Here is a 20504-nt window from a genome sequence, read left to right as displayed (position 1 = left end):
GAACATGGAACTGGCAGCGGGGTTCGCGCCCGTGTCGCGCGACGACTGGCGGGCGCTGGCGGTGGCGGTCCTGCGCAAATCCGGGATCGAGGCGGGCTCTCCCGAGGAGGCGCTGTCCACCCTGACCTACGACGGGGTGACGGTCGCGCCGCTCTACGACGCGGGCGACCTGCCTGGGGATCCGGGGTTGCCCGGCGCGGCCCCTTACGTCCGCGGAGCCAGGGCCGTGCCCGGCTGGGACGTGCGGCAGCGGCACACCGTGGCCGACCCCGAGGCCGTGCTGGCCGACCTGGAGAGCGGTGTCACCTCGTTGTGGCTGGCCGTCGGGCCGGGCGCCATTCCGGTGGGCGAGCTCGGCACGGTGCTGAAGGACGTCTATCTCGACCTGGCTCCCGTCGTCCTGGAGGCCGGCGAGCTCGCCGCGGAGGCCGCGGAGGCGCTGCTCGGCCTGGCCGCCGCCCGCGGCACCACGCTGAGCGGCAACCTGGGGGCCTCCGGCGCGCTCGGGGCCGAGCTGGCGCGGCGCTGCGTCGCCGGCTTCCCCGGGCTGCGGGCCGTCGTCGTCGACGCGACCCCCTACCACGACGCCGGCGCGAGCGACGCCGAGGAGCTCGGCTGCTCGATGGCGCAAGGGGTCGCGGAGCTGCGGGCGCTCACCGGCGGCGGGCTCTCCGTCGAGCAGGCGCTGGGGCAGATCGAGTTCCGGTACGCCGCCACCGCCGACCAGTTCGCCACCATCGCCAAGCTGCGCGCGGCGCGCCGGCTCTGGGCCAGGGTCGCCGCGGTCTGCGGCGCCCCCGAGCACGGGGGCCAGGCGCAGCACGCCGTGACGAGCGCGGCCATGATGACCGCCCGCGACCCCTGGGTCAACATGCTGCGCACCACGCTCGCCTGCTTCGCCGCCGGCGTGGGCGGAGCCGGGGCGGTCACGGTGCGCCCGTTCGACGCCCGCCTCCGTCTGCCGGACGCCTTCTCCCGCCGCATCGCCCGCAACACGCAGGCGCTGCTGCTGGAGGAGTCGGGTGCGGGTCGGGTGATCGACCCCGCCGGCGGTTCCTGGTACGTCGAACGACGCACCGCCGACCTGGCCGGGCGGGCGTGGGAATGGTTCCAGGACATCGAGGCCTCCGGCGGGATCGAGGCGGGGGCCCGGCTGGTGTCCGACCGGATCGCCGCCACCCGTGCCCGCCGCGCCGACGACATCGCCCACCGGCGCCACCCGATCACGGGCGTGAGCGAATACCCCGACCTCCACGAGAAACCCCTCCGCCCGGCCCCGGTCTCCGGCACACCCCCGCAGGCGGCACCGGACGACGTCCGGAGAGAAGCTCCGCCGGAAGAGGCGGGCCCTCCAGGCGCGTCGCGGGCGGGCGGCTCTCCTGAGCCGGCGGAGGCCGGCGGGAGCGCGGGGCTGCCGCGGGTGCGCTACGCCGAGCCGTTCGAGGAGCTGCGCGATCTGGCCGACGCGCAGGCCGAGCGCCCCAAGGTGTTCCTCGCCACCATCGGCCCCGTGGCCGCCCACACCGCCAGGGCCGCGTTCGCGGCGAACCTGTTCCAGGCGGGCGGCCTGGAGACCGAGACCGCGGGCCCGGGCACCGATCCCGAGCAGATCGCCACCGCCTTCGCCGTCAGCGGCACGACGGTCGCCTGCCTGTGCTCGAGCGACAAGCTGTACGCCCAGCACGCCGCGGCCGTCGCCACCGCCCTGCGCAAGGCCGGGGCGAAGAAGGTGTGGCTGGCGGGGAAGGGGGACTACGACGGCGTGGACGCCACCCTGCACGCGGGCTGCGACGCGCTGGCCGTGCTCCGCACGACCTTCGACGACCTGGAGGTGACCCGATGATCCCGGACTTCTCCGGCATCCCTCTCGACGGCGGGCCCAAGCCGGGGACGAACGCCCCCGAGCCGCCGGGCGAGGTGTGGGAGACGCCCGAGGGCATCGAGGTCAAGCCGCTCTACACCGCCGGCGACCTCGACGGTCTCGACTTCCTGCGCACCTATCCCGGCGCGGCCCCCTACCTGCGCGGGCCGTACCCCACGATGTACGTCAACCAGCCGTGGACGATCCGCCAGTACGCGGGCTTCTCCACGGCCGAGGACTCCAACGCCTTCTACCGGCGCAACCTCGCCGCCGGGCAGAAGGGCCTGTCGGTCGCGTTCGACCTGGCCACGCACCGCGGCTACGACTCCGACCACCCCCGCGTCGCCGGGGACGTGGGCATGGCGGGCGTGGCGATCGACTCCATCTACGACATGCGGCAGCTGTTCGACGGGATCCCGCTCGACCGCATGTCCGTGTCCATGACCATGAACGGCGCCGTGCTGCCCGTTCTCGCGCTGTACATCGTGGCCGCCGAGGAGCAGGGCGTCGCGCCGGAGCAGCTCGCGGGGACGATCCAGAACGACATCCTCAAAGAGTTCATGGTCCGTAACACCTACATTTATCCCCCGGCCCCGTCGATGCGGATTATTTCGGATATTTTCGCGTATACGAGCGAGAAAATGCCGAAATTCAATTCGATCAGCATTTCCGGCTACCACATCCAGGAGGCCGGCGCCACGTGCGACCTGGAGCTGGCCTACACGCTGGCCGACGGCGTCGAATACCTGAGGGCCGGGGTCGCCGCGGGCATGGACATCGACCGGTTCGCGCCTCGGTTGTCCTTCTTCTGGTGCATCGGCATGAACTTCTTCATGGAGGTCGCCAAGCTGAGGGCCGCCCGCCTGCTGTGGGCCAAGCTCGTTTCCGGATTCAACGCGAAAAATCCGAAATCGCTGAGCCTCCGGACGCACAGCCAGACCTCCGGCTGGTCCCTGACCGCCCAGGACGTGTTCAACAACGTCGCCCGCACCTGCGTCGAGGCCATGGCCGCAACCCAGGGCCACACCCAGTCGCTGCACACCAACGCCCTGGACGAGGCACTCGCCCTGCCCACCGACTTCTCCGCCCGCATCGCCCGCAACACCCAGCTCCTCCTCCAGCAGGAGTCGGGCACCACGCAGGTGATCGACCCCTGGGGCGGCTCCTACTACGTCGAACGCCTCACCCACGACCTCGCGGAACGCGCATGGGAGCACATCCAGGAGGTCGAGGCCGCCGGCGGCATGGCCAGGGCCATCGAGGCGGGCCTGCCCAAGCTGCGCATCGAGGAGGCGGCCGCCCGCACCCAGGCCCGCATCGACTCGGGCCGCCAGCCCGTCATCGGCGTGAACAAGTACCGCGCGACCGGTGACGAGGACATCGAGGTGCTCAAGGTCGACAACAGCGCCGTACGCGCCCAGCAGCTCGACAAGCTCGCCAGGCTCCGTGCCGAGCGCCACGAGCCCGACGTCCAGCACGCGCTCGACGCGCTCACCAAGGCCGCCGACAACCCGGGACACGGCCCGGGCCTCGAGCACAACCTGCTGAAGCTGGCCGTCGACGCCGCCCGCGCCAAGGCCACGGTGGGCGAGATCTCCGAGGCGCTGGAGCGGGTCTTCGGTAGGCACGCCGAGCAGGTCCGTACCATCTCAGGGGTGTACCGCGACGAGTCAGGCCCCTCCGCCGCCATCGAACGCGTCCGCCAGGCCTGCGCCGACTTCGAGCGCGCCGAAGGGCGCCGCCCGCGCATCCTGGTCGCCAAGATGGGCCAGGACGGTCACGACCGCGGCCAGAAGGTCATCGCCACAGCCTTCGCCGACCTGGGCTTCGACGTCGACGTCGGCCCGCTGTTCCAGACACCGGAAGAGGTCGCGAGGCAGGCGGTCGAGGCCGACGTGCACATCGTGGGCGTGTCGTCGCTGGCCGCCGGCCACCTCACGCTGGTGCCCGCGCTGCGCAAGGCGCTGGCCGACCACGAAGCCGGCGAGACCATGATCGTGGTCGGCGGCGTCATCCCGCCGGACGACCACGACGCGCTGCGCGCCGCCGGCGCCGCCGCGATCTTCCCGCCGGGCACCGTGATAGCCGACGCCGCGCTCGACCTCATCGACCAGCTGAGGAGGCGTCCATAGGGCTACTGCGGGCACATGGTGACGGAGACGGTCCGCTGGGTGGTGAGGGGAGAGGTGATCCGCAACGTGACCTTGTGGACGCCCCCCGCACTCGTGAGGCTGCGCGGCGCGGCCAGATAGCGCCGGCCGTTCCGCGAGATCCCCGCCGTCGCGCGGCCGATGACGGACCCGTCGACATACCAGGTGTAGGCGAAGTTCACCGCCTCGCCGGTCCGCTCGACCAGCGCCTGCAGCGTCGCCTCGCCGCCGGCCCAGCAGTCGCCGGTCCTCGTGCCGCCGGCCCGTACGTAGACCAGCCTCAGCCGGCCTTTCGTGGCGCGGCCGGTGCCGGTCGAGTCGTCGGGCTGGGGGATGGTGGTACGGCTGCGCCGTGGCCGCTCGGCCCTGGTGGTGGACGGAGCGGCCGTCGGCGCGTCGCTGACGACGGCGAGTCTCGTGGTCTTGGGGGTGGGCGTGGTGGGGGTCAGCCAGACGATGGCGCCGCCGAGGGCGAGCGCGCACACACCGGAGACACAGGCGACGATCACTTTCTTCGCCCGGCGTCGTTTCCGCGGCGGGGGAGCCTCGGACGTTCTCTCGCCGGCCACCAGGGCGTCGACCAGCGCCGAGGACTGCGGCGCCGGCACCGAGTGCGTCGACTCGGGCGCATGAGGAGGCGCGGAGGCATGCGGCTGAGACTCGAACGGCGCCGACTCGAGCCCCTGTGTCGCGGCGAACGGCGCGGGCGGCTCCGACCACGCCGGCACCTCGGACGCCTGCCCGCCGTACCGGTCCTGCCCCTCGTCCCGCGTCCCGTGCCCGGTCTGTGCCTCGTATGTCCCGTGCCCGGACGGTGCTCCGAACCCGGCCGGGGAGCCGTGCGGCGCGCCCTGCCCGAACGCCTGCCGCGGGCCGTGCCCGGACGTGGACTCGACCGGCGACGACAGATCGAACAGCGCCTGGAGCGGCGAGCCATCCTGCGCCGGACCTCCCTGCGCAGGACCTCCTTGCGCTGGGCCTCCCTGCGGAGGGCCTTCCAACGCCGGGTCTCCCAGCGGATCCTGGACCTCGCGGCCCGACCCGTGCGGGACGCCGCCCCGCTGGTGATCAGGCGACGGGTACGCGGCCTGCCCGGGGTCCTGGTGGGAAGCGGGATCGCCGGGAGCCGTGCCCTGCTGCGGCGACCTGGTCCTGCGCCTGGGCAGGGGCTCGCCGACGACCCTGCCGAGGGGCGCCGGCTCACCGGCGGTGCCGCCGAGGGGCGGGGACGCCTCCTGGTCGAGAGTCTGGTCGGCGGTCTGCTGCCAGGCCGCGGAGTCCACCTCCAGCCGGGACCGATCGGGCGTGTCGAACGCAAGCTGGCCGGGCAGGTCGCGCCCGGACCCGCCGGGTGTCTCGAACTCGGACCGGCCGGGCGGGTCGGGCCAGGCGGCCTGGCCGGGCGCGTCCGGCAGGGCCTCCTGTCCGGGAGCGTGGTGCGCGGGCTGTTCGCCACCAGGCCCCGCCGCGAGCTCGGTGGAAGCCGGCTCCGGTGTCTGCTCCCAGAGCCAGTCGGGGGTGTCGTTCCTGGCCGGTCGGCCGGCGGTCTGATGCTCAGGCGTCTGGTACGGCTCGCCGTACGCGGGCGCCTGCTGCGACCCCTCCGCCTCCGGAGAGCGCGTGCCCTGCCAGGAGCCGGAGGACGTGGAGCCGTCGCTGCGAGCGGAGGCGGCGCCCTGGTGGGAGGCGGCGCCCGGCGCTGGGGGCGTGGCTTCCGCGGAAGGGGCGCGCTGTGCGGGGGGCGTGCCCTTGCGCTGGGGCGCGGTCAGGTGGAGCAGGACGTCGCGCATCGCGGGACGGGCTGCCGGATCCTTGGCCAGGCACGCCGGCACGACCTCGCGCAGCGGCCGCGGCAGCTCGCCGAGCTGCGGCTCCTCGTTCACGATGCGGTTGATCACCACGGGCAACGAGTCGTCCCCGAACGGCGGCACCCCCGTGGCCGCGAACACGATCACCGACGCCCACGCGAACACGTCCGCGGGCGCGCCCACCGGCTTGCCCGCGAGCTGCTCGGGGGCCATATATGCGGGCGTGCCCACGATGGTGCTGGTCGCCTTCATGCCCGACCCGAGCGCCGCCGCGATGCCGAAGTCCACCACCTGCGGCCCCTCGGGCCCGAGCAGCACGTTGGCCGGTTTGAAGTCCCCGTGGAGCACGCCCGCCTGGTGGATCGCGTCCAGCGCGGTCGCGGTCGCCACGGCGAGCCGCTGCAGCTCCACGCCGGCGTGCCGGCCGGCCTGCTGGAGCGAGGGCCCGTCCACGTACTCGGCCACGATGTACGCCCTGCCGCTGGTCGACGCGTCGAGCACGCGCGCGATGCAGAAGGGCTCGACCATGCGCGCGGTGGCGATGTCCTTGACCAGCCGGCCGCCCATGACGATCCCCTCGCGCAGCGCCTTGACGGCGACGGGGGTTCCGTTGCGGGCCTGGCCGAGGTAGACGACGCCGTGGCCGCCCGCGCCGAGCCGCCCGACCAGCCGGTACGGCCCCACCGCTGCCGGGTCGCCCTCGTGAAGGGGTTCGACGTTGGGCATGAGGGGAGTGACTCCTGTGACGGCTGAGATCAGAACTCCAGCACCCTACTGGCAAATGTCAAGCCTTGTAAGAGATTAGGCTGATCAACTGGGAAGAAAGGGGTAAGTCGGGTGCACTCGCTGGAGGACTACGCCCGCGGCGTACGCGCCGGCTCGCGTACGTGGATCGGCCGGGCGATCACGCTCGTCGAGTCGACCAGAGCCGACCACATGGCCCTGGCCCAGCAGCTGCTCGTCGAGCTGACCCCGCAGTCCGGGCACGCGCGCAGGGTGGGCGTCTCCGGCGTGCCGGGCGTGGGCAAGTCGACGTTCATCGACGCCTTCGGCACCATGCTCACCGGGGAGGGCCACAAGGTGGCGGTGCTGGCCGTGGACCCCTCCTCCACGAGGACGGGCGGCAGCATTCTCGGCGACAAGACCCGCATGGCCCGCCTGTCGGCCGACCCCGCCGCCTTCATCCGCCCCTCGCCCACGTCGGGCACCCTCGGCGGCGTCGCCAAGGCGACCAGGGAGGCCATGGTGGTCGTGGAGGCGGCCGGGTTCGACGTCGTGCTGGTCGAGACGGTCGGGGTCGGCCAGTCGGAGACCGCCGTGGCCGACATGGTCGACACGTTCCTGCTGCTCACGCTGGCGCGGACCGGCGACCAGCTCCAGGGCATCAAGAAGGGCGTGCTCGAGCTGGCCGACGTGATCGCGGTCAACAAGGCCGACGGCGATCACGAGCTGCCGGCCAGGAAGGCCGCGCGCGAGCTGGCGGGAGCGCTGCGCATGCTCCGCTCCGACTCCACGCCGCCGCCCGTGCTGACCTGCAGCGGCCTGACCGGTGACGGGCTGGACAAGCTCTGGCGGCAGGTCCTGGCCCACGAGCAGGCGATCGACCTGCCCGCCAAGCGCCGCCGGCAGCTGGTGCGGTGGACCTGGACCCTGGTGCGGGACCGGCTGCTGGCGGAGCTGCGCCACGATCCGGGCGTCGCGGCGATCACCGAGGAGGTGGAGCGCGACGTCCTCGCGGGCGACCTCACCCCCGCGCTCGCGGCCGACCGCCTGCTGTCGGTGTTCAAACGTCCGTGATCTCCTGTTGTGGTTAGGCTGGCCAGGGTGGATGTCAAGGCCCTGCTGAGTGCCCACCCCGACTGGCTCGCCCACCTCGAGTCCCTGGGCGGGATCGACCTCGCCCTCCCCGATGACCTGCCGTCCGAGCTGCTGCGCCTCGCCGTGCCGCATGAGGACATCAACGCCGTGCTCGCCGCCCGGCCCGAGCCGGGCAGCCCGCAGTGGTGGCTGGCCGAGCGGTGCGCGCACTCGCTGGTGTCGGCGATGGGCGACCTGGACGACCCGCCGCGGTTTCAGCCCCTGCCCGAGCTTGGGCCCTACTTCTACGTGTACGTCTTCCTCGCCGCCCTCCCGCACACCCGCCGCTACCACCGCGAGCTGGGCATCCCGGAGGAGGTGTCCTGGGCGACGTTCGCCGACCTGGGGCGCAACATGGCCGTGCACCGCAAGCGCCACGGCACCGGCGGCCTCCACGCGCCCTACTGGTTCATGCTGCACGCCCGCGGCATCCTGTACGCCCTTGGCAGGCTCCAGTTCAACCGGGGCACGACGGGGCAGCGGACCGCCGCGGCCATCGAGGAGGCGGGCATCGCGGTGGGGCCGCGGCGGCTGGCGCTCGGCGTGCACGTCCCCGACCTCTACGGCCCGCTCACGCCCGAGGCGTGCGACGCGTCGTTCGACCGGGCCAGGCGGTTCTTCCCCCGGCACTTCCCGCAGGAGGACTACCGGGTCATGACGTGCGGGTCGTGGCTGCTGGACGAGCAGCTCGCCCGCCACCTGCCGGCCGATTCCAACATCCTCGCCTTCCAGCGGCGCTTCCACCCGCTCCACAGGTTCGACAACGCGGAGACGGTGCCGTTCGTGTTCGGCGTGAACCCGGCCGACCCGGCCCGCCTGCCGCGCCGCACGCGCCTGGAGCGGGCCGTCGCCGATCACCTCGCCTCCGGGGGCACCTGGTACGGCCGCATCGGTTGGCTGCGCTTCTGACGCTTGTCAGGCGGCGCGAACGTCGTCATGGACGCTGCCCGGGCCGGGGCATCGACGTGGCGGATCGCGACGGCCTCAATCAGCGATGAGCCCTGCCGCCGCTGCCCTGTGTGCACCTTTCGCAACACTTCGTTACTATTGCCTCCCAAGTCATACATCTTGTAATTGGAGCAGGTGTGGTAGGGGACGACGTATCACGTATCCATCATTTACCGGCGATCAGAGCGTTGGGTGACGCTCTCACTGACGACAGCGACGGCACCTCTCCGGTGTCACATCTGAACGAGGCCGGTCGCATGCCCCCCAACATGCGCATAGGAGCGTTCTCCATGGGTCTGCTGGGGCTCCCGCTCGCGCTCGTCCACGACAAGATCGTCGGCGATGCCGAGAACGCTGTCACCTACGCCATCGCCAGGCTGCACGAGCACCGGGACAGGCTGCACGAGGTCGCCGGGAACATCGAGATCGCGGACAAAAGGAACGAAGAGCATGTCCGACGCATTTAAGATCCCCGCCCCCGGCGCGAGCTCCAGCACGTGGATGCCCTTCGACCAGGCCGACCTCAGAGACATGCAGTACGCCACCCTCGCCATGCTGGCGTACGGCGCGGCCGTCTTCCCTCAGCTCAAAGAGACCGTGGTCCTGACGGGGCTGACGTTGCCGAGCGACCCGCACGAGCTGCACAGGGTGGCGGACGGCTGGAGCTCCTTCGGCTACAGCGTCTACGGGGCGGGCCGGACGGGGCAGCAGCTGCACGACGACGTCTCGCCGGCCAGTTGGCAGGCGCCGGAGCGCGACCAGTCAGGGCAGCAGATGGCGGGCTTCGTCATGGAGTCCGACTCCGACTTCGAGTCCGCCGAAGGCCTCGCGTTCCTGCTCAGGTGCGTGGCCAACGTATCGACGGCGGGTATCTACTTCAGATTCCTCCTTGCGTCCTGGTTGGTGTCGAACCTGGTTTGGGCCTCATTGGTCGGAGGGCCGCCAACGAGGCTCAACGCGATCCTTCAGGCGGAACGGCTAAGGTGGCTCTTCCGGGACTCGACCAGCAAGCTGCAGAGTTTTCTCGCCAAGTGCGCGGTGCGGGCCGGCATAGCGACTTTCACTGCCGGCTATGCCCATTTCGGCCTCGGCGACGGCTTCGAGCCGTCATGGGCGGAGGGCCAGGAGGGCGGCACCACCGCGAACGTCTGATCCGCTTCGCGGGGCCAGGATGGACTCTGCCCCGCGAAGACGTGTTCAGTAGCCCAGCTTTCTCCGCATCTTGTCCAGCTCGCCCATGGCGTCGCTCATCATGCTGTCGAACGCCTGCTGCGCTTCGGCGACCTTCGCCAGTGCCGTGTCCGGGTCGGCCATGGCAGGATCCGGGCCGCCGAACGACTCGCCCATGATCGCGGAGAGCTGGCGCTGGAGGTCGGCCTCGGCGTCACGGATGGCGGCGAGAATCGCTTCGGACATCTCCTTGACGCTCATTCGCTTCGCTCGCGGATCGATGTCGAGCCGGGTCACGCCGCCCTGCGCGGTGCATTCGACCACGATGTGACCGTTGGCCACCGTGGCCCGGCCGACCACCGCAGCGGCCTCCTTCTGCGCGGCCGCGAATCTGGCCGCGCGCTGCTGGGTATCTCGCAGGAACGCCTCGACGTCGATGTTCGCGAAGCTGCCAAGCGGGCTCTCCACCAGTTTCCTCCGTTGCGTGTGAAATTCAACAGACGTTCAATAGCACACGTCACTTCTGTCACACCATCCAGGCAGGGCAGCAGAATCTTCGCCGGCTGTGCTAAATTTTGGCTATGCGGTCAGAAAATGAGCCAAGTGGCCAGAAGCGTCGCTCCTTCATCGAGGAGGCCAGGCGTGCCCAGATCGTCGCGTCCGCCGTGGAGGTGATCGCCGAGGGCGGGTTCGCCCAGGCCTCTCTGGCGCGCATCGCCCAGCACGCGGGCATCAGCAAGGGCGTCATCTCCTACCACTTCGCCGGCAAGGACGAGCTGATGGTGGAGGTGGTCGAGCGGGCCTACGGCCGCATCACCGAGGCCGTGGCGGCCAGGATGCAGGGCCTGAGCTCGGCCCGCGACCTGCTCAGGGCGTACGTTCTGGGCGTCGCCGAGCACATGCGCGGCCACCGCGCCCAGCTGGCGGCGCTGGGAGAGATCTTCGCCAACCTCCGGGGCGACAACGGGCGCCCCCGCTACGGGATCAAGGCCAACGAGGAGATCTTCCGAGGGCTGGAAGGGATCTACGCGCTGGGCCAGGAGAGCGGGGAGTTCCGGCCCTTCGACCGCCGGGTCATGGCCATCACGCAGTCCTCCGCCATCGACAACATGTTCGCCTACTGGGCCGCCTACCCCGATCACGACCTCGACGCGCACGCCAGGGAACTGGCCGACATCTTCGAAAGGGCATGCACATCATGAAGACCGAGCCCAGGGCCACGACCCGCCTCCACGCGGTCGACAACCTGAGGATCGTGCTGACCGTGCTGGTCGTCGCCCACCACGTGGCGGTCACCTACGGGAACATCCCCCTCTGGTTCTACACCGAGCCCGCCAAGGACCCCTCAGGTGGACTGCTCGACCTCCTGGTCTCCTTCAACCAGGCGTTCTTCATGGGCTTCTTCTTCCTCATCTCCGGCTTCTTCACCCCCCGCTCCTACGACCGCAAGGGCGGCCGCGCCTTCATGCGCGACCGGCTCATCCGGCTCGGCATCCCCCTGCTCGTCTTCCTCTTCCTGCTGCGGCCGCTGGTCAACTTCTCCGGGTACACCGAGTGGGCCGCGCCCGCGGGCATGCCGTACTGGCACTACTACATCGGCTCCTGGGACCCGGGGCCCATGTGGTTCGCCGAGGTGCTGATCGTCTTCGCGCTGGTCTACGTGTTGTGGCGGAGCCGGCGCCGGCCGCTCGACCAGCGTTCCGCCCCTCTCAGGTTCGGCTGGATCGCGCTGTTCGTCCTGGGGCTGTCGGTCGCGACGTTCCTGTGGCGGATCCCGGTGCCGACCGGCAGCTACGTGCCGGTGCTCGGGCTGCCCTCGCCGCAGTGCCTGCCGCAGTACGCGGCCATGTTCGTGCTCGGGTGCGTCGCCTTCAGGCGCGGCTGGTTCGAGACGCTGCCGGCCAAGGCCGGGCCGCTCGGCCTCGTCGCGGCGGGCGTGTCCACCGCGGTGCTGGTGCCGGCGCAGTTCATGACGGCCGGCGCCCTGTCGTCGGCGCTGACGGCCCTGTGGGAGTCGGTCTTCGCGGTCGGCATGATCATCGGGCTGACCGTGGTCTTCCGGGAGCGCTTCGGCAACCAGGGGCCGCGCGGCAAGTTCCTGTCCGACCACGCCTTCACCGTCTACATCATCCACCCGCTCGTGCTGGTCGCCCTCGGCTACGCGCTGAGCCCGATCCAGGCGATCGCGATCGTGAAGTTCGCCATCATGCTCGTCATCGCGCTGCCGGCCTGCTGGGCGCTGGCCTACGCGGTGCGGTCGCTGCCGGGAGCGAAGCGGGTGTTGTGAGCATCTCCGGGAGCGGGGCGGCCCGGCCGCCGGCCACGCACACGTAGGTGACCGTGCCGACGGCGACCAGGTCGCCTTCTCGCCGCATCGTGAACGTCATCGTGATCGATGTGGTGCCGACCCTGGCCGGGGCGCTCTCCACGGCCAGGACGTCGCCCAGGCGGGCGGGGGAGTGGTGCTCGCAGCCGCTCGCCTTGACGACCAGGTCGGCCCCGCCCTCCCGGAGCCGCCCGTAGCCGCCGTTGGCGCCCAGCCAGTCGAGGAACGCGTCCTCGAAGAACTCGTAGTAGCGAGCCGCGTGCATCATGGCCTGGGCGTCGCAGTGCCGCGGGCGCACCGGGAGGTGGGAGATCATGCCGGCGAGGCGTAGAAGGAGTCGAGGACGTCGCCGTGGAGCTCCTCCACCACCTTGCGCTTGATCTTGAGACTGGGGGTCAGCTCGCCCGACTCGACGGTGAAGTCGTCAGCGAGGATCGCGAACTTCTTGACCGTCGCGTAGCTCGCCTCGCCGGCGTTGACCTGATCGATCGCCTTCCCGACCTCCGCGCGCATGCGCGGGTGCTCGCACAGCTCGCGCGGGTCCGAGGGCAGCGACTCGGCCTGCGCCCACGGCCTGACGACGTCCATGTCGAGGGTGACCAGCGCCGTCACGTAGTTGCGCCGGTCGCCGTGCACGAACACGTGGGACGCGTACGGGCAGGCCGCCTTGATCCGGCCCTCCAGGTAGGTCGGCGCCACGTATTTCCCGCCCGAGGTCTTGATCAGCTCCTTCTTGCGGTCGGTGATGACCAGCCGCCCGGCCTCGTCGAGCTCGCCGATGTCGCCCGTGTGCAGCCAGCCGTCCTGCAGGGCCGCCGCCGTCTCCTCCGGCAGGCCGTGGTAGCCGCGCATGATCCCGCGCCCGCCGATCAGGATCTCGCCGTCGTCGGCGATGCGCACCTCGGTGCCGGGGAACGGCTGCCCGACCGTCCCGAACCGCACCGACTCGGGCCGGTTGAGGAAGCTGCCGGCCGACGACTCGGTCAGGCCGTACCCCTCGAGGATCGTCAGGCCGGCCGCGTCGAAGAACTCGGCGATGTCCTGCGACAGCGGGGCGGCGCCCGAGATGAAGAAGCGGATCCGGCCGCCGAACCGTTCGCGGAGCTTGGCGAAGACCAGGCGGTCGGCCAGGGCGTACTCGATCCTCGTGGTGATCGGGACGGAGACCCCGCGCTGGCGGGCCCGCGCGACCCTGATGCCCGTCCGCTTCGCCCAGGTGAAGATGGGCAGCTTCGCGCCGCCCTCGCGCCGCACGTTGGCCACGACCGTGTTGTGGATCTTCTCGAAGATGCGCGGCGCGGCCGCCATGACCGTCGGCCGCAGCGCGCCCAGGTTGTCGGCGATCTTGTCGAGGCGGCCGTCGATCGCGGTGGGCACGCCGGCGTCGATCATCACGACCTCCAGCAGCTTGCCGAACGAGTGCGACAGCGGCAGCCACAGGAAGTGCAGGTCGGCCTCGGAGATCAGCTCGATCTCGCGTACGGCCCCGGCCGCGTAGAGCCAGTTGTCGTGGGTCAGCTCCACGCCCTTGGGCCTGCCGGTGGTGCCCGAGGTGTAGATGAGCGTGGCCAGGTCGTCCTGGGCGATGGCGTCGACCATGGCGTCGTAGTCGCCGCCCGCGGGGTCCTCGCCGAGCGAGCCGAGGGTGATCACCCAGCCGTCGTCGCCCGGCGAGCCGTCGATCACCACGACGTGGGTGACGTCGGGCAGCTCCTTCCGCACGGACCGGATCTTGGCGACCTGGTCGTCGTTCTCGGCGATGACGATCGTGCTGCCCGAGTCGGTGATGACGAAGGCGGACTCGGCGGCCGTGTTGGACGGGTAGATCGTCGTCGTGGCCGCTCCCGTGGACAGCACCGCCAGGTCGGCCAGGATCCATTCGAGCCGGGTGGAGCAGAGGATCGACACGCGCGTGCCCGGCCCCGCGCCGAGCCGGGCCAGCCCCAGGGCCAGGCCGCGGACCCGCTCGCCCACCTCCCGCCATGACAGCGAGCTCCAGCCTTCGTCGGATGGCACCCGGTACGCCTCGGCGTCTGGAGTGGCCGCGATCCTGTCGCGCAGCAAGGACGGAATGCTGGACATGCCTGACCTCCTGGAGGGTGTGTGGGGCCGACTCTAGGACCACGGCGGCGTCTCAGTCGATGGTCCTGATCGACCGTCCTCCGGGAGCGGCGGTCGCGACCATGCGTGAGGTCCGCACCTCCCAGACGCCGCAGGCGCACCTCAGGTAGGAGACCATGCCCTCGGACGTGCGGTGAGAGGAGACGACGGTCAGGGCGAGAGGGTCGTGCTGATCTGCGGAGTGCATGATTCCAACCTGATGTAATGGCCTTATGCATTTCAACGCTTACGGCGGCAACGGGGCGGCGCTCGCGGCGGCGCTGGTCAACGCGACTGACTTCAGCCCTGCGGCGGTCGAGGCGATCCTCACCGAGCACCGCCTGCTGCGCACGGCCGTCACCCCGGCGCAGGCGGGGGAGCTGCGGGAGTGGTCACGACGGCTGCGCCCGGTGTTCGGGGAGCTCGACCAGGACACCCAGATCAGGCTGGTCAACGACCTGCTCGACGTGACCGCGTCCAAGCCGTACGTGAGCGCTCACGACGGCCGCGAGCCCCACCTGCACTTCTTCTCGGTGGACGCCGACATCGTGGCCAGGGCGAAGGACACCACGGCCGGCGGCCTGGCCATGGCCATGTCGTTCGCCGGCGGCCGGCGGCTGGGGCGGTGCGACAGGGATGGCTGCGGTGTCGTCTACATCGACACCTCGCGCAACGGGCGCCGCCGGTTCTGCTCGCCGGCCTGCGCCAACAGGGTGAACGTCGCGGCGCACCGGGCACGCGGCCTTGCCAGGTGATCTGCACGTCGCATAAACTTTCGATCGTCTTATCGCCGATCCGTGGGGCAGCCGACGTGAGGATCTGAGGTCGCGGGCACCGCGCCGTTCCGCCCTGTCCTGGGCCTGCGCGCGCACCTGACCTCGGTGGCGATCCTCGCCTCGATCACGGACTCCGTACGAGTTCCCCTGGGTTGCGCGTCTATGCGGTGATTTCCCGCCACGTCACGACATTTCGACGTTTGTGATGGGAGCCGCCTTATGTCTTTCTCTCTTGTCCTCGATCATGTCTCCTTCGCCTGGCCGGACGGCGGCAAGGTGCTCGACGGGCTCGACGCCGCGTTTCCCGCGGGGCGTACGGGGCTCATCGGGCTCAACGGATCGGGCAAGTCCACCCTGATCAAGATCATCGCCGGCGAGCTGGTCCCGCGGTCCGGGTCCGTCTCCGTCTCGGGCGAGGTGGGCTACCTGCCGCAGAGCGTGCCGCTCGCCGCCGGCCGTACCGTGTCCGACCTGCTGGAGATCAGCGCGACGCGGGCGGCGCTGCACGCCATCGAGAGCGGCGACGTCGCCGAGGAGCACTTCAGCGCGGTCGGCGACGACTGGGACGTCGAGGAACGCGCGCGGGCCGAGCTCGACCGCCTCGGCCTCGGCCACATCGGCCTGGACCGGACGGTCGGCACGCTGTCCGGCGGCGAGGCCGTCATGGTCGCGCTCGCCGCCCAGCTGCTGAAACGGCCCGACGTGCTGCTGCTCGACGAGCCCACCAACAACCTCGACCTCGACGCCAGGCGGCGGCTCTACGCCGCCGTGTCCGCCTGGCAGGGCGTGCTGCTGCTCGTCAGCCACGACCGGGCGCTGCTCGACCTCGTCGACCAGGTCGCCGAACTGCGCGACGGCGCCGTGCGCATGTACGGCGGCAACCTGAGCGCCTACGAGGAGCAGGTCGCTGCCGAGCAGGAGGCCGCCGAACGTACGGTACGCACCGCGGAAGGCGAGGTGAGACGGCAGCAGCGCGAGCTCATCGAGGCCCGTACCAGGATCGACAGGGGCCTGCGCACGGGCAGGAAGGCGTTCGAGAACAAGAAGGTGCCGAAGATCGTCGCGAACGGGCTCAAACGCAAGGCCCAGGTGAGCGCGGGCAAGCAGCGCTCCCTGCACATGGAGAAGCTGGAGGAGGCCCGCGAACGGCTGACCACGGCCGAGCAGTCGGTGCGCGACGACGCGGAGATCCGCATCGAGTTGCCGGGCACGGAGGTGCCGGCCGGCCGTACGGTCCTGACCCTCCCGCTGGACCCGCCCGCCGGGGGCGAACCCGCCAGGCGAGAGGACGGTCATGAAGACGGCCCCGGCGCCGGAAGCGGCCCTGAGAAGGGCGCTGAGAAGGGCGCTGAGAAGGGCGCTGAGAAGGGCGCTGAGAAGGGCGCTGAGAACGGCGCTGAGAATGGTGCCGAGGAGGTCCGCACGGCCGTGCTGGAGACCCTGGTCGTGCGCGGGCCGGAGCGCATCGCGCTGCTCGGGCCGAACGGCTCGGGCAAGACCACGCTGCTCAGGCGGATCCTGGAGCACGGCGCCCACGTGCCCGTCCGCTACCTGCCGCAGCGGCTCGACCTGCTGGACGACTCGCTCAGCGTGGTGGACAACGTGCGCGCCGCGGCCCTCTCCGCCTCGGTGAACGAGGTGCGCGCCCGCCTGGCGCGCTTCCTGTTCAGGGGCGACAGGGCCAACCAGGCGGCCGGCACGCTGTCGGGCGGCGAGCGCTTCCGCGCGACGCTGGCCGCGTTGCTGTCGGCCGAGCCGCCGCCGCAGTTGCTCCTGCTCGACGAGCCGACCAACAACCTCGACATGGCCAGCGTCGGTCAGCTCGCGCAGGCCCTGTCGGCCTACCGGGGCGCGCTCATCGTGGCGAGCCACGACATGCCGTTCCTGGAGACGCTCGGCATCACCCGCTGGCTGCGCCAGGACAGGGAGGCGGGGCTGGCCGAAACATGATTGACGGCCGGGGATCAACCGGGCGATAGTGTGGCAGGTGGCAGCACCGCGGTTGATTCCCTGCGTTCTCGCCCTGACAACCCTCACACTGTGCGCGTGCTCGGCCGGTTCGCCGTCGCCCACAGCGGGTGAGCCGAAGGTCACCGGCGTGGCCGGCGGCCAGGACGGCGCCCCCTCGGTCAGCGGCGCCACGCCCGCCGCCCCCAGCGCGACCGCCCTCACTCCCGAGGCGTACAAGGACGAGCTCGGCAGCGAGCGCAAGCCGATCCGCGACGCGCTCGACGCGCTGGCGGGCGCGCGCGGTCTCAAAGCGCTGGACCAGCGGCTCGGCCGCGCGGAACTGGCCCTGAGCGGGGGCGCCGACGAGCTGGCCGGCCTCACCCCGCCCGAGCCGGTGCGCGCCCGGCACGACGCCTACGTCGCCGGCCTGCGTGCCGTCGCGTCCGCGCTGGCCTCCACCGGCGACAAGGTCGGCGACAGGGACCTGTGCACCTCCTCGGCCGTGCTCACCGACCTCGACGACGCGCTGGACCAGCTCGACGAGGCCGGAGAGGCCCTGGAGAGCGCCGGAGACTACAAGGCCGACGTCGTCGGCGTGAAAGCGGGGAAGAAGCAGACCAGGAGGTTGCGCAACGGCTCGTACGTGCGCAAGAGCACGCTCAACGGCCGCAGCTCACTGGAGATCGACAACGGCGGCAACCGCGACGCGGTGATCACCGCGTCGCGGGGCGGCAGCAAGGCGTTCAGCGTCTACGTGCGCAAGAACGCGACGTACAAGGTGCGGGGCGTGCGCGACGGCACGTACCGGATCTATTTCACGCACGGCGTCGACTGGGACGGCAAGCGCAAGGCGTTCACCCGCGAGTGCAGCTTCGAGAGGTTCCAGAAGACGGTGAAGTTCAGGACGACCTACACCGCCACCCAGATCCGCTGGCACGACTGGCGGGTCACCCTGCACGCCATCTCCGGCGGCAACGCCCGCACCTCACCGGTGGACCCGGACGACTTCCCCGGCTGACAACCGCGCAAGGCGCGAGGGCCGCGCACCCGCCCGGTGCGCGGCCCTCGGCAGAAGCGAGCCGGCTCAGCTCGAGAACAGCATGCCCACCCAGCTGCCCTTGCGGTGACCCTTGTGCCCGTAGTGGCCGCCGTGGCCGCCGTGCGGCGCGCCCCACGCGGGGCCGGGGCCGGGGGCGGGAGGGGGAGCCGAGTGGTACTGCGACTCCATCCGGGACAGCGTCTCGAGCTCGCCGTAGTCGAGGAAGATCCCCCGGCAGTTGTCGCACTGCTCGATGTGGACGCCGTTGCGCTCATAGGTCCGCATGTTTCCGTGGCACTTGGGGCAATGCATCTAAGTCGCTCTCCTTGGCTCTGAGGTCTCCAGGGTGAAACCTACCGCGCGCAACCCCGTCACGCCCGGACGATTCTGTTGCACGCTTCGATCAACGAATGCTCCACGTCGTCCAGTTCCCGGCTCTCGCGTTCGGCGTTGACCACCGCGACGGCGGCCAGCTGGACGGTGAGCGTCCTGGCCGGTATGTCGAGGCGCTGCCACGGGTCGTCGCCCTGGCCCAGCGCAGGTCCGCCGGAGGCCTGGTAGGCCCCCAGGAACCGGGCCCAGACATCCGGGTCGAGCAGGCCGGCGGCGTACCAGGCGGCCGGCCTGGCGAGATCCCACGCCGGGTCGCCGACGCCGAGATCGTCGACGTCGATGAGCAGCCACCCGTCGCGGTCGACCAGCTGGCCCAGATGCCAGTCGCCGTGCGTGAGCAGCCCCGGCTGCGGGTCGGTCACGGGCAGGCGCATGAACGCCCTCCTGACGAGCCGCGCGACCGGGCCGTCCCCGGACATGCGCCCCACCGCACGGGCGGCCCTCGCGGGCCCACCGGCCGCGGGCAGGACCGGCAGCAGCGTCAGGGGGACCGCGTGCAGCCTGGCCAGCAGCCTGGCCCCTTCCTCCCACGGGGCGCAGCCCGGATCGTCGTCGCGCGCGACAGGCCGCCCCGCGGGCCACACCGTCACCGCGCGCCCGGCCACCGTCAGCACCTCGGGCTCCAGCGGGGCCAGCATCACGCCGCTCACCGCGGCCGAGGCGGCGGCCCGTAACCTCGGCCGCAACGCCCCGGCGTCGTCGCGCGCCGAGTGAGCCTTCACCACGACCTCGCCCCTGCGTAACACCACGACATCGGTGCGGGTCGGGTGCAGCTCGGGCGCGCCCGTGCCGCCGTACGCCGCGGCGACGCCCGCCAGCTCCGCCTCCAGACTCACCAGTACAGACTAGAGGGCATGAGAGTGGGTTTCGCAGTGCCCCAGTCAGGGCCATGGGCCACCCCGGCCAACATGCGCCGCGTCGCCACGCGGGCGGAGGAGCTCGGCTACCACGAGCTGTGGACGTACCAGCGGCTGCTCTATCCGGTGGGGCACCCGATGGGGCCGACCTACCGCGCCGTGCACGACCCGCTGATCACGCTGGCACACCTGTCGGGCGTGACGCGCGGGATCGGCCTGGGCGTCGCCGTGGTCAACGCGTACGTGCCGCCGGTGCTGCTGGCCAAGCAGCTGGCCACGCTGCAGACGGTCGCGGGTGGGCGGCTGAGCGCCGGCATCGGGCTGGGCTGGCTGCCCGAGGAGTTCACGGCGGCGGGCGTCGGCATGGAGCGGCGCGGCCGCAGGGGCGAGGAGTTCGTCGAGGTGCTGCGCAAGGCGTGGCGCGACGACGTGGTCGAGCACGACGGCGAGTTCTACCGGGTGCCGCCCGCCCACATCGACCCCAAGCCTGCGCCCGCGCCGCCACGCCTGCTGCTCGGCGGCACCGCCGAGGTCGCGCTGCGGCGCGCCGCCCGGCTGGCCGACGGGTGGGTCAGTTCCAGCAGGGAGGACCTGGCCGGCATCGCGGGCAGGGTGGAGCTGATCAAGGCGGAGCTGGCGGCGTCGGGACGCGACGCGACCGGGTTCCGGTTCGTGTGCCGGGGCGTCACCCAGGTCCGGCCCGGCGACGAGGACCGGCCGCTGACGGGCACGTACGACAAGATCAGAGCCGATGTGGCCGGCCTGGCGGCCCGCGGCGTGACGGACGTCTTCCACGACCTCAACTTCGACCGCGAGATCGTCACCGCGGCGCCCGAGGAGGCGATGCGCCGGGCCGAGGAGGCCCTGGAGGCGCTGGCGCCCTAGGCCCCGCCGCCGTAGGGCACCGTGATGATCTCCAGGTTGTGGCCGTTGGGGTCTTCCCAGTAGAGGCCGCGGCCGCCGTCGTTGGTGTTGATCACCCCGGGCCGCCGGTGGTGCGGATCGGCCCAGTAGGTCAGCCCGCGCTCCTCGATGCGGCCCCTGATCAGGTCGAACTCCTCCTCGCCGACCAGGAACGCGTAGTGCTGGGGATGCACGGGCCCGCCCGCCTGGACGACGTCGAGCGAGACGTCGTTGCCGAGCGAGACGACGCGGAACGGGCCGTAGACCGGTGGCGGCTCCAGCCCCAGGACGTCGGCCAGGAACGCGGCGGTCGCGTCCCGGTCCTTCGCCGCCACGATGGTGTGGTTCAGGTGCACAGCCATACCC

20 protein-coding genes are annotated in these 20504 nt (G+C 71.4%); 11 read left to right on the top strand and 9 right to left on the bottom strand.

Translation table 11 applies throughout. The features are described from left to right. Positions 1 to 4 precede the first annotated feature (4 nt). Positions 5 to 1843 carry a methylmalonyl-CoA mutase family protein gene (locus ACTWPV_RS10245; RefSeq protein ID WP_443151551.1) on the top strand — a complete coding sequence of 613 codons (1839 nt, stop codon included), beginning with the start codon at positions 5 to 7 and terminating at the stop codon, positions 1841 to 1843. Then, positions 1840 to 3993: a methylmalonyl-CoA mutase gene (scpA, locus tag ACTWPV_RS10240; protein ID WP_347642985.1), complete on the top strand. Its 2154-nt coding sequence runs from the start codon at positions 1840 to 1842 to the stop codon at positions 3991 to 3993. The genes ACTWPV_RS10245 and scpA overlap by 4 nt, the downstream gene beginning before the upstream one ends. A 2-nt stretch (positions 3994 to 3995) precedes the next feature. On the opposite strand, the gene ACTWPV_RS10235 is transcribed toward scpA, so the two are convergent. Continuing rightward, on the bottom strand, positions 3996 to 6545 hold the full coding sequence (locus ACTWPV_RS10235; protein WP_443151550.1) for a protein kinase domain-containing protein: 2550 nt from the start codon (positions 6543 to 6545) through the stop codon (positions 3996 to 3998). Between the two features lie 111 nt (positions 6546 to 6656). Between ACTWPV_RS10235 and meaB the strand changes: the two genes are divergently transcribed. Further along, positions 6657 to 7616, top strand: coding sequence for a methylmalonyl Co-A mutase-associated GTPase MeaB (gene meaB / locus ACTWPV_RS10230; RefSeq protein WP_443151549.1), 960 nt, complete (start codon positions 6657 to 6659; stop codon positions 7614 to 7616). A 27-nt stretch (positions 7617 to 7643) separates the two neighbouring features. Beyond that, positions 7644 to 8585, top strand: a complete 942-nt coding sequence (locus ACTWPV_RS10225) for an acyltransferase domain-containing protein (protein ID WP_443151548.1) — start codon at positions 7644 to 7646, stop codon at positions 8583 to 8585. Between the two features lie 272 nt (positions 8586 to 8857). On the opposite strand, the gene ACTWPV_RS10220 is transcribed toward ACTWPV_RS10225, so the two are convergent. Further along, positions 8858 to 9076 (bottom strand): hypothetical protein, encoded by a 219-nt coding sequence (locus ACTWPV_RS10220; RefSeq protein WP_443151547.1) that lies wholly within the window; start codon positions 9074 to 9076, stop codon positions 8858 to 8860. Here ACTWPV_RS10220 and ACTWPV_RS10215 point away from each other — a divergent pair. After that, complete coding sequence (locus ACTWPV_RS10215; RefSeq protein ID WP_347642990.1) at positions 9075 to 9776, top strand: hypothetical protein; 702 nt, start codon at positions 9075 to 9077, stop codon at positions 9774 to 9776. The genes ACTWPV_RS10220 and ACTWPV_RS10215 overlap by 2 nt on opposite strands. A 45-nt stretch (positions 9777 to 9821) precedes the next feature. Here the strand turns inward: ACTWPV_RS10215 and ACTWPV_RS10210 are convergent, their stop codons facing one another. After that, a complete protein-coding gene (locus ACTWPV_RS10210; RefSeq protein WP_443151546.1) occupies positions 9822 to 10262 on the bottom strand; it encodes a YbaB/EbfC family nucleoid-associated protein in 441 nt (146 codons plus the stop codon). Between the two features lie 113 nt (positions 10263 to 10375). On the opposite strand from ACTWPV_RS10210, the gene ACTWPV_RS10205 reads away from it, so the two are divergent. Continuing rightward, positions 10376 to 10996: a TetR/AcrR family transcriptional regulator gene (locus tag ACTWPV_RS10205; protein WP_443151545.1), complete on the top strand. Its 621-nt coding sequence runs from the start codon at positions 10376 to 10378 to the stop codon at positions 10994 to 10996. Further along, positions 10993 to 12081 carry an acyltransferase family protein gene (locus tag ACTWPV_RS10200; RefSeq protein ID WP_443151544.1) on the top strand — a complete coding sequence of 363 codons (1089 nt, stop codon included), beginning with the start codon at positions 10993 to 10995 and terminating at the stop codon, positions 12079 to 12081. Before ACTWPV_RS10205 ends, ACTWPV_RS10200 begins: the two co-directional genes overlap by 4 nt. Here ACTWPV_RS10200 and ACTWPV_RS10195 read toward each other — a convergent pair. The 3 genes from ACTWPV_RS10195 to ACTWPV_RS10185 are packed head-to-tail and all read right to left on the bottom strand — an operon-like array spanning position 12008 to position 14428. Next, on the bottom strand, positions 12008 to 12436 hold the full coding sequence (locus tag ACTWPV_RS10195) for an acyl-CoA thioesterase (protein WP_443151543.1): 429 nt from the start codon (positions 12434 to 12436) through the stop codon (positions 12008 to 12010). The genes ACTWPV_RS10200 and ACTWPV_RS10195 overlap by 74 nt on opposite strands. Then, positions 12433 to 14202: an AMP-dependent synthetase/ligase gene (locus ACTWPV_RS10190; RefSeq protein WP_347642995.1), complete on the bottom strand. Its 1770-nt coding sequence runs from the start codon at positions 14200 to 14202 to the stop codon at positions 12433 to 12435. Before ACTWPV_RS10190 ends, ACTWPV_RS10195 begins: the two co-directional genes overlap by 4 nt. Positions 14203 to 14254: 52 nt before the next feature. Beyond that, positions 14255 to 14428 carry a hypothetical protein gene (locus ACTWPV_RS10185; protein ID WP_347642996.1) on the bottom strand — a complete coding sequence of 58 codons (174 nt, stop codon included), beginning with the start codon at positions 14426 to 14428 and terminating at the stop codon, positions 14255 to 14257. A gap of 25 nt (positions 14429 to 14453) precedes the next feature. Between ACTWPV_RS10185 and ACTWPV_RS10180 the strand changes: the two genes are divergently transcribed. The 3 genes from ACTWPV_RS10180 (at position 14454) to ACTWPV_RS10170 (ending at position 17964) form a co-directional block, all read left to right on the top strand. Beyond that, positions 14454 to 14975 (top strand): CGNR zinc finger domain-containing protein, encoded by a 522-nt coding sequence (locus tag ACTWPV_RS10180; protein ID WP_443151542.1) that lies wholly within the window; start codon positions 14454 to 14456, stop codon positions 14973 to 14975. A 240-nt stretch (positions 14976 to 15215) separates the two neighbouring features. Next, on the top strand, positions 15216 to 16946 hold the full coding sequence (locus ACTWPV_RS10175) for an ABC-F family ATP-binding cassette domain-containing protein (RefSeq protein ID WP_443151541.1): 1731 nt from the start codon (positions 15216 to 15218) through the stop codon (positions 16944 to 16946). A 148-nt stretch (positions 16947 to 17094) separates the two neighbouring features. Further along, the gene (locus tag ACTWPV_RS10170) at positions 17095 to 17964 is read left to right on the top strand and encodes a hypothetical protein (RefSeq protein WP_443151540.1); all 870 of its coding nucleotides are present in this window, start codon (positions 17095 to 17097) and stop codon (positions 17962 to 17964) included. 66 nt (positions 17965 to 18030) lie between these two features. Here ACTWPV_RS10170 and ACTWPV_RS10165 read toward each other — a convergent pair whose 3' ends face one another. Both ACTWPV_RS10165 and ACTWPV_RS10160 read right to left on the bottom strand, forming a co-directional pair. Continuing rightward, a complete protein-coding gene (locus ACTWPV_RS10165; RefSeq protein WP_443151539.1) occupies positions 18031 to 18270 on the bottom strand; it encodes a TFIIB-type zinc ribbon-containing protein in 240 nt (79 codons plus the stop codon). Positions 18271 to 18356: 86 nt separating this feature from the next. Continuing rightward, a complete protein-coding gene (locus ACTWPV_RS10160; RefSeq protein ID WP_443151538.1) occupies positions 18357 to 19214 on the bottom strand; it encodes a phosphotransferase in 858 nt (285 codons plus the stop codon). An 18-nt stretch (positions 19215 to 19232) separates the two neighbouring features. On the opposite strand from ACTWPV_RS10160, the gene ACTWPV_RS10155 reads away from it, so the two are divergent. Further along, entirely contained in the window at positions 19233 to 20120 is an 888-nt protein-coding gene (locus ACTWPV_RS10155) for a TIGR03619 family F420-dependent LLM class oxidoreductase (protein WP_443151537.1), read from the top strand. Here the strand turns inward: ACTWPV_RS10155 and ACTWPV_RS10150 are convergent. Next, positions 20117 to 20500, bottom strand: a complete 384-nt coding sequence (locus ACTWPV_RS10150) for a VOC family protein (protein WP_347643002.1) — start codon at positions 20498 to 20500, stop codon at positions 20117 to 20119. The genes ACTWPV_RS10155 and ACTWPV_RS10150 overlap by 4 nt on opposite strands. Positions 20501 to 20504: the final 4 nt, after the last annotated feature.

The organism is Nonomuraea sp. KM88 (assembly GCF_052245635.1).
Taxonomy (GTDB): domain Bacteria; phylum Actinomycetota; class Actinomycetes; order Streptosporangiales; family Streptosporangiaceae; genus Nonomuraea.
Note: the sequence above shows the minus strand (reverse complement) of the source record. Positions and strands in the feature narration are given on the sequence as shown.

Bases quoted from the DNA above. Each gene is read 5' to 3' on its own strand.
- ACTWPV_RS10245 (WP_443151551.1), top strand. From the start codon at position 5: ATGGAACTGGCAGCGGGGTTCGCGCCCGTGTCGCGCGACGACTGGCGG.
- scpA (WP_347642985.1), top strand. From the start codon at position 1,840: ATGATCCCGGACTTCTCCGGCATCCCTCTCGACGGCGGGCCCAAGCCG.
- ACTWPV_RS10235 (WP_443151550.1), bottom strand. From the start codon at position 6,545: ATGCCCAACGTCGAACCCCTTCACGAGGGCGACCCGGCAGCGGTGGGG.
- ACTWPV_RS10215 (WP_347642990.1), top strand. From the start codon at position 9,075: ATGTCCGACGCATTTAAGATCCCCGCCCCCGGCGCGAGCTCCAGCACG.
- ACTWPV_RS10220 (WP_443151547.1), bottom strand. From the start codon at position 9,076: ATGCTCTTCGTTCCTTTTGTCCGCGATCTCGATGTTCCCGGCGACCTC.
- ACTWPV_RS10205 (WP_443151545.1), top strand. From the start codon at position 10,376: ATGCGGTCAGAAAATGAGCCAAGTGGCCAGAAGCGTCGCTCCTTCATC.
- ACTWPV_RS10200 (WP_443151544.1), top strand. From the start codon at position 10,993: ATGAAGACCGAGCCCAGGGCCACGACCCGCCTCCACGCGGTCGACAAC.
- ACTWPV_RS10195 (WP_443151543.1), bottom strand. From the start codon at position 12,436: ATGATCTCCCACCTCCCGGTGCGCCCGCGGCACTGCGACGCCCAGGCC.
- ACTWPV_RS10190 (WP_347642995.1), bottom strand. From the start codon at position 14,202: ATGTCCAGCATTCCGTCCTTGCTGCGCGACAGGATCGCGGCCACTCCA.
- ACTWPV_RS10185 (WP_347642996.1), bottom strand. From the start codon at position 14,428: ATGCACTCCGCAGATCAGCACGACCCTCTCGCCCTGACCGTCGTCTCC.
- ACTWPV_RS10180 (WP_443151542.1), top strand. From the start codon at position 14,454: ATGCATTTCAACGCTTACGGCGGCAACGGGGCGGCGCTCGCGGCGGCG.
- ACTWPV_RS10175 (WP_443151541.1), top strand. From the start codon at position 15,216: ATGTCTTTCTCTCTTGTCCTCGATCATGTCTCCTTCGCCTGGCCGGAC.
- ACTWPV_RS10165 (WP_443151539.1), bottom strand. From the start codon at position 18,270: ATGCGGACCTATGAGCGCAACGGCGTCCACATCGAGCAGTGCGACAAC.
- ACTWPV_RS10155 (WP_443151537.1), top strand. From the start codon at position 19,233: ATGAGAGTGGGTTTCGCAGTGCCCCAGTCAGGGCCATGGGCCACCCCG.
- ACTWPV_RS10150 (WP_347643002.1), bottom strand. From the start codon at position 20,500: ATGGCTGTGCACCTGAACCACACCATCGTGGCGGCGAAGGACCGGGAC.